Origin of the sequence: Actinotalea ferrariae CF5-4 (genome assembly GCF_000603945.1) — a bacterium.
GTDB lineage: Bacteria > Actinomycetota > Actinomycetes > Actinomycetales > Cellulomonadaceae > Actinotalea > Actinotalea ferrariae.
Window position 1 is genome coordinate 23,171 of sequence record NZ_AXCW01000037.1, and the last position, 7,242, is coordinate 30,412.

Genomic DNA, 7,242 nt, shown 5'->3' on the forward strand with positions numbered 1-7,242 from the left:
CGGTGACCGACGAGGCGGTCACCGGGCACCGGGGCCGGGCGGGGGCCGTCGTGTCGACGGCCGTGCGCGTGGTGCGCGTCAGATGCGGCTGCGCTTGTTCCGGCCGAGCAGCTGCGCGGCGATGATGACGCCGACCACCGCGAGCACCAGCTGGACGACGAGCGTCAGGATGCTGAAGCCGTCGTCGCTCGGCACGAGCCACGCGCCGAGGAAGGCGGCGAGGATGCCGACCAGGATGGTCACGATCAGCGAGATGCTCTGCCGACCCGGTGCGAAGAGGCGTCCGAGTGCTCCGATGATGAGCCCAACGATGATGGCACTGATGATGCCGCCGATCTCCATGGCTGTTCCCCTTCCGTGGTGAGGAGGTCCGGTGAGGTCCTCTGCCCGGGACGCTAGACCCGGGCAGAGGACCCCGCACGTCGAGGCAGCGACAGCGTGCCTCGGACCACCAGCGGCACCGTGACGGAGCGGTCACTCCCTGTCGAGGGACCGGGCTCAGCATGGCGAGGGAGGATGAACGCCCTCCGCTCTCACGATCCGAGACCCGCCGGGTCCACGTCTTGCGGGTCCGCCCGGCAGTTGTGACGGTGGAACGGCTCGAGAGGCCCGGTCGTGCGTTCGGACCGGGCACACCATCCCGGCACGAAGGAGCACCATGCTCACCCTGACCGACAACGCCCGGCACGCCGTCCAGGACATCGCGACGCGCGCGGGTCTTCCCGACGACGGGGGCCTCCGGATCGCCCCGTCCCCGCGGGAGTCCGGCAGCTTCGAGCTCTCGCTCGTCCCCGCCCCCGTCGACGGTGACCAGGTCATCGAGGCCGACGGCACGCGGGTCTTCCTGGAGTCCGAGGCCTCCGAGGTCCTCGCCGACCAGCAGCTCGACGCTGCCGCCTCGCCCGAGGGCGTCGGCTTCATGCTGGCCCCGCAGGACTGACGCAGGGCCGACGCCGCGACGTCGGGCCGATCCGGCCCCGACGTCGTGCCCGGAGGGTCGTCGCGATCGCGCGGCGGCCCTTCGTCGTCCCCGGCCTACGCCGCGCGGGGCGGTGAGGCCTACGTCGCGCGGTGCGGCCCCGGCTCCGGGCGCGGTGTCGCGCCGTCGGTCGTCCCGGCCTGCGCCGCATCGGCCACCTCGCCGACGAGGCGCTCGACGACGTCCTCGAACATGGCGACCCCCAGCACCTCCTGACCGTCGCGGACGACGGCGAGGTGGGCGCCCCGGGCCTGGAGCGCGGTCAGGGCCGTGTCCAGCGGGGTGTCGGCCGGGATGTGCGCCAGCGGCCGGACGCGCCCGGGCGCGACCGCGGTGTCCTGCATGCCGTCCGGGACCATGAGCAGGTCCTTGAGGTGGACGTACCCGACGAGCTGTCCGGCGTCGTCGGCGAGGGGGAAGCGGGAGAAGCCGGTCCGGACGCACGCGGCCTCCGCCTCGGCGTAGGTGACGCCCACGGGCAGGGTGACCACGTCCGCCAGCGGCACCGTCACGGCGCGCACCGGCTGGTCGCTCAGGGCCAGCGCGCTGGCGAGCAGCTCGCCCTCGCCCTCCTCGAGCAGACCCTCCTCGCGGGACTCGGCGATGAAGGCCGCCACCTCGTCGGCGGTGAACGCGGAGGCCACCTCGTCCCGTGGCTGCACCCGCAGCGCCCGGAGCACCAGGTTCGCGGCCCAGTTCAAGGCCAGGATCACGGGCTTGAGCACGAGCACGACGCCGTACAGCACGGGCGCGAGCACCAGGGCGGACCGCTCGGGTCCGGCGATCGCGATGTTCTTGGGGACCATCTCCCCGAGCACCATGTGCAGGACGACGACGATCGTGAGCGCGACGGCGAAGGAGATCGCGTGCAGCAGCGCGCCCTCCACGCCGACGGCGGCGAGCGGCACCTCGAGCAGGTGCGCGACGGCCGGCTCGCCGATCGCGCCCAGCCCCAGGGAGCACATGGTGATGCCGAGCTGCGCGCCGGCCATCATGAGGGAGACCCGTTCCATGGCGCGGAGCGTCAGTCGTGCTCTGCGGGAGCCCTCGGCGGCCCGCGGCTCGACCTGGGTGCGCCGCGCCGCGATGAGGGCGAACTCGGCGCCGACGAAGAAGGCGTTGCCGGCCAGCAGCGCGATCGCTATGAGCACGGCCGTGAGGTCACCCACGGTGGGCCTCCGTCGCGGGCTCGCCCGGCTCGTCGTCGGCGTCGTCCTGCGGACCGAGGACGGAGAGCGTCAGCCGGTCGACGCGGCGTCCGTCCAGCCGGGTGACGTCCAGGCGGACGCGCACGGCGGCGGCGATCCCGTCGTCGTCGCGGTCGTTCTCGTCCCGGGCGTCCAGGAGCACGTGGTCCCCGGGCTCGGAGAAGCGTTCGAGGCGCTCGGTGACGAGGCCGCCGAGGGTGTCGGACTCCTCGCCCTCGGGCAGGTCCAGGCCGGTGATCTCGGCGACCTCGTCCGGCCGGAGGAGGCCGGACAGCGACCACGTCCCGTCCGGGAGGAGCCGGTGCCGGTTGACGGGACGGTCCTGCTCGTCCTCGATCTCCCCGACGATCTCCTCGACGAGGTCCTCCAGCGTGATGATCCCGGCGGTGCCGTCGTACTCGTCCACGACGATCGCCAGCTGCAGGCCCTCGCGCAGCACGTCCAGGACGGCGTCCAGCGGCATGGCCGACGGCACGGCGGCGATCGGCCGGGCGATCTCGCCGATCGTGGTGGCCGCACGCCGCTCGGCCGGGACGGCGAGCGCGTGCTTGAAGTGCACCGCACCGACGACGTGGTCGACGTCCTCGCCGAGCACGGGGAAGCGCGCGTGCCCCGTCCGGGCGACGAGGCGGAACACCTCGTCGACGGGGTCGTCCGCCTCCAGGAAGCGGACCCGGGGCCGCGGGGTCATCGCGTCCGCGGCGGTGCGCTCGGAGAGCTCGACGGAGCGTGCGACCCGGTGGGCGGCACCCTCGTCGAGCAGGCCGCGGTCCGCCGAGCGGGCCGCCAGGGAGCCCAGCTCCTGGGCCGACCGCGCGGAGGCGAGCTCCTCCTGGGGCTCGACGCCGAGCGCCCGCACGATGCGGTTCGCGGTGCCGTTGAGGAGGCGCAGCAGCGGGCCGGTGGCGCGGCTGAACCCGCGCTGGGCCCCGGCGACGACGCGCCCGACCTTGAGGGGCTCGGCGATCGCCCAGTTCTTGGGCACGAGCTCGCCGAACACCATCTGCGCGCCGGTCGCGATCGCGAAGGCGAGCGCGAAGGACACCGCGGCGGTCGCGTCGTCGCTGATGCCGGTCGCGCCGACAGGGCCGCGCAGCAGGGTGGCGATGGACGGCTCGGCGATGAACCCGACCACGAGGCTGGTCACCGTGATCCCGAGCTGGGCCCCGGACAGCTGGGTGGAGAGGGTCCGGAGGGCCTTCTGGACCGACACCGCCCGCGCGTCGCCGGACTCGGCGAGCCGGGCGACCGTGGGCCGGTCCACGGTGACGAGGGAGAACTCCGCGGCCACGAACAGCGCGTTCGCGGCGACGAGCAGGACGACGAGCAGGACGAGCAGCCACTCCACGGTCATCGGCGTCCGTCTCGTCGGGCAGCGGTGGCGCTGCTGTCCGGATCAGGAGGCTCCGAGGCGGTGGAGGCACCGCCTGGCTCGGGTCTGTGGCCGTTCGAGGTCATGCTGCCTCACGATACGGGCGGACGGCCCAGGGCGCCCTCAGTCCCCGAGGCGGTCCAGCCGATGCAGGAAGGCGGCCATCGCCTGACGGCTCACCGGGTCGCCCGGGCGGTACTGGACGGATCCGTCCGGACCCGCCGTGCCGGTGCTGATGCCGTTCGCGGAGATCCAGGTGATCTCCTGGGCGAAGCGTGTGCCCGGGAGGACGTCGCTGAAGGCGGTGGTGACGCCTTGGACCTGCGGAGACCCCACGAAGCGGTACAGGAACGCCGCCATGGCACCGCGACTGACCGGCGCCGCCGGCTGGAACTGGACGGTGCCGTCCGGCATGGGCGTCCCTGTCGTGATCCCCTGCGCGGCGAGCCAGGTGATCTCCCGGTAGAACGGTGATGCGGGCGTCACGTCGACGAAGGGGGACGTCACTGGTGGGGTGTACGCCGGCGAGCCCGCGCTCCGGTAGAGGAAGGCAGCCATCGCCTGGCGCGCGACCGCGGTCCCCGGACGGAACGACCCGTCGTCGTAGCCCTCGGCCACGCCGCTGAGGACGAGCCAGTCGATCGACGCCTTGAACGGGTGGTCCGGGCTGACGTCGGTGAACACCGGTGCCAGCACGGTCACCGTGATCGGTTCGGTGACGGTCGTGCTGTTCCAGTTCCGCAGCCGGTACGTCGTCGTCGTGATCCCGGGGTCGAGCCGCACGGTGGCGTTGCCGGAGGTCACGGGGACGGCGAGCACGTCCACCCAGGAGCCGTCGCGGAGGACCTGCAGGTGCAGGCTCGCCGTCGCGACGGGGACGCTGTCCTTCGTGTAGCTCACGGACATCTCCGCGAGGGTGTTCGCGGGGATCTCCGTCGGGCCGTCGACGACCGCCTTCAGCTCCGCCACGGCGACGGTGAAGGGGTTCGTGACCGTCGTGGTGTTCCAGTTCCGAAGACGGAAGGTGCCCGTGGTCGCGCCCGGCCGCACCTCGTGCGTGGCCTGCCCGCTCACGACGCTCACGTCCTCCACGTCCTCCCAGGCGCCGCCGGTCAGCCGCTGGAGGGTGACGACCGCACTGGGCACCGGCCGCGCGTCCTTGGTGTAGGTCACCGAGACGGTGCTCGTGCCGGTCGCCGGGACGGTGCCCGGGCCCGTGAGCGTCGCGCCCAGCTCGGCCACGTACACCTTGAAGCTGTCCGTCACGGCCGAGCCGTTCCAGTTCCGCAGGCGGTACTCGGTGCTCACCGATCCTGGGCTCAGCAGGTGCTCGCCGACGCCGTCGACGATGCGGACGGGCGCCACGTCGACCCACCCGTCGACGGTGCGGCTCTGGACCATGAGCTCAGCGGAGGGGACCGGGGCAAGGAGCTTGTCGTACCGCGCCATGAGCCGGACCGTCCCGCCTGCGGGCACGGTCGTCTGCTCGGGCAGCTCGAACGAGACCCGCGGGCCCCAGTGACGCCACGCGCCGCACGCGCCGTCGAAGCTGCTGGTGATGTCCCGCAGGCCGTGCTCGATCTGCCGCTGCGGGATGCGCAGGTAGGCGGTCCCGCCCTTGGACGTCGCCCAGGTGCTGCCGAACAGCGTCACGAGGTCGAGCTGGGGGATTCCTCGGAGGGACGTGACGTCACCGACCGCACGGTGGTCCCAACCGGAGCGCAGCTGCCAGAGGTCGGCCAGGCACTGGCGCTGCTCCGAGCCGTCCCACGGCTGTGTCCGGGTCAGCTCCATCGCCAGGAGCCGGTTCTGGTCGGTGCGGCCCGAGGCGATCGAACCGGCGTACTCCCAGTGCCAGGCCTCGGGGAGGGAACCGTCGTACTGGGCCCACTGGGGGTGGAACCAGCCGAAACGGTTCGCGTTCTGCCGCATCCAGTTGTGCTGGGCCGAGCCGAAGACGTTGATCCCGCCGCCGAAGTCGATCGCGAGGCCCCACCCATGGTTCGACGTGCCGGGTGTGGCCGCGAGCGTGGGCTTCTCGATCTTCAGCTGGACCTGCTCGTCGTACGTCCGGTACGTGGACGTGATCGAGAGATTGACCCCGAAGGCCGCTCGGTACGCAGCGTTCATCTCCTCCAGGGCGGCATCGGCGTCGCAGCGGGAGCGGTGTCGCGTCGATGTCCACGACGGGCTGCACAGCACCTCGACGGGGATCATGCCGTTGGTGTAGCCGGCCCACGACCCCACGATGCCCTTGACCTCACCGTTGTACTGCTGGGGCGGCATCCACGGGGCCACGCCCTGGGTGGGGAGGCCCGCATCGGGGGCGTCCGAGAGCACGTCCTGTCCACTCGTCGGACCGAAGTCCGGTGCCGTCGACGCGGTGGCGCCGAGCGGAGCCATGACGAGGACCGAGGCCAGTGCCGTGGCGATCAGGTAGGGCGTCCGACGGTGCGGCCGGTTCACCCGACGGCTCCGGGGGCGAGGGGTGCGGTGTAGGGACACGATCGGCTCTCCGTCGACGGCAGACTCCCTTCTTCATCGGACGCCGGGCCGCGCGACATGAGGAGTCCGATGGAAGCTGCTCCGCACGCCCCGGCCACAGGAGGGCACCCCGGGACGGGACGACCGAAGGCGCGGGGTCGTCGTCGGGTCCTACCGTGGGCCCTCGGTCGGAGGGAGCCCGGGATGGACGTGCATGTGGAGGGCGTCGTGCCCCTGCGGTTCGCCGACGGTGCGCCGGTGCGGGCCGCGTCGGCGATCGGCCGGTTCGGCGACGGCTGGCTCGTGGCGCAGGACGACGGGACGCACGCGGCGTGGCTGCGGGAGGGCGTGGAGCGTCCGGCGCAGCCGGTGCGCCTCCTGCCGCCCGTCGAGGGGCACGACGACTTCTTCGAGGCCGACGGCACGAAGGTGCTCAAGCCGGACCTCGAGTCCGCCGTGCACGTGTCCGACGGCGAGGACGGCCCGTGGCTCCTGCTCCTCGGCTCCGGGTCGTCGCCCGCCCGGACCCGGGCCGTCCTGGCCCGGGCGGCCGGGGCGCGCGCCGCGGTGGTCGCCGTCGAGCTCGCGCCGCTGTACGACAGGGTCGCCCGGGTGCTCCGGGTCGAGCGGGACCTGCTCAACCTCGAGGGTGCGTGCGTCGTCGACGACGTGCTGCGGTGGTTCCACCGCGGAGCTCCGGCGGCGGGGGTGCCCACGGCGAGCGTCGACGTGGGTCTCGGGTCGTTGCTCGACGCGCTGGTGGATCGCCGCCCCGTCGCCGCGGTCGACGTGCGTGGCCGCCGGGCCTACGGGCTCGGTGAGGTGCGCGGCGTCGGTCTCGCGGTCACCGACGCCGTCGCGCTGGGGGCGGGCCGCGTGCTCGTCAGCGCCGCGGCGGAGGACACGGCGGACCCGCGCGACGACGGTCCGGTGGTCGGGTCGGCGCTCGCCGTGATCGACGCCGACGGCTCGGTGCTCGACGAGGTCGCGCTGCCGCACCTCGACGGGTGCGTGCCGAAGGTCGAGGGCATGGCCCTGGAGCGGTGCGACGGGCAGGAGGCGCGTGTGCTCGCGACCCTCGACGCCGACGACCCGACGACGCCGTCGCTCGCGGTGACCCTGCGCGTGCGGTGGTGAGACGTGGGGAGCCTGCGGGCTGCGCGCACGACGGCGGGTGGGCCCCGTGGGGCTCGAACCCA

The 7,242-nt window shown here is 73.3% G+C and carries 6 protein-coding genes; 2 read left to right on the top strand and 4 right to left on the bottom strand.

From position 1 onward, the window contains the following. Positions 1-78: 78 nt before the first annotated feature. A complete protein-coding gene (locus tag N866_RS05415) occupies positions 79-342 on the bottom strand; it encodes a GlsB/YeaQ/YmgE family stress response membrane protein (protein WP_034223713.1) in 264 nt (87 codons plus the stop codon). Positions 343-658: 316 nt separating this feature from the next. Here N866_RS05415 and N866_RS05420 point away from each other — a divergent pair, with 316 nt between their 5' ends. Next, entirely contained in the window at positions 659-940 is a 282-nt protein-coding gene (locus N866_RS05420; protein ID WP_034223716.1) for a hypothetical protein, read from the top strand. Positions 941-1,059: 119 nt separating this feature from the next. Here the strand turns inward: N866_RS05420 and N866_RS05425 are convergent, their stop codons facing one another. The 3 genes from N866_RS05425 to N866_RS19775 all read right to left on the bottom strand — a co-directional run bounded on the left by N866_RS05425 (position 1,060) and on the right by N866_RS19775 (position 6,025). Then, positions 1,060-2,148, bottom strand: a complete 1,089-nt coding sequence (locus N866_RS05425; RefSeq protein ID WP_034223719.1) for a hemolysin family protein — start codon at positions 2,146-2,148, stop codon at positions 1,060-1,062. Continuing rightward, positions 2,141-3,541: a hemolysin family protein gene (locus N866_RS05430; RefSeq protein WP_034223753.1), complete on the bottom strand. Its 1,401-nt coding sequence runs from the start codon at positions 3,539-3,541 to the stop codon at positions 2,141-2,143. Before N866_RS05430 ends, N866_RS05425 begins: the two co-directional genes overlap by 8 nt. Positions 3,542-3,682: 141 nt before the next feature. Continuing rightward, on the bottom strand, positions 3,683-6,025 hold the full coding sequence (locus N866_RS19775) for an S-layer homology domain-containing protein (protein WP_052022430.1): 2,343 nt from the start codon (positions 6,023-6,025) through the stop codon (positions 3,683-3,685). A 222-nt stretch (positions 6,026-6,247) separates the two neighbouring features. On the opposite strand from N866_RS19775, the gene N866_RS05445 reads away from it, so the two are divergent. Next, positions 6,248-7,180, top strand: coding sequence for a DUF6910 family protein (locus tag N866_RS05445; RefSeq protein WP_034223722.1), 933 nt, complete (start codon positions 6,248-6,250; stop codon positions 7,178-7,180). Positions 7,181-7,242 lie beyond the last annotated feature (62 nt).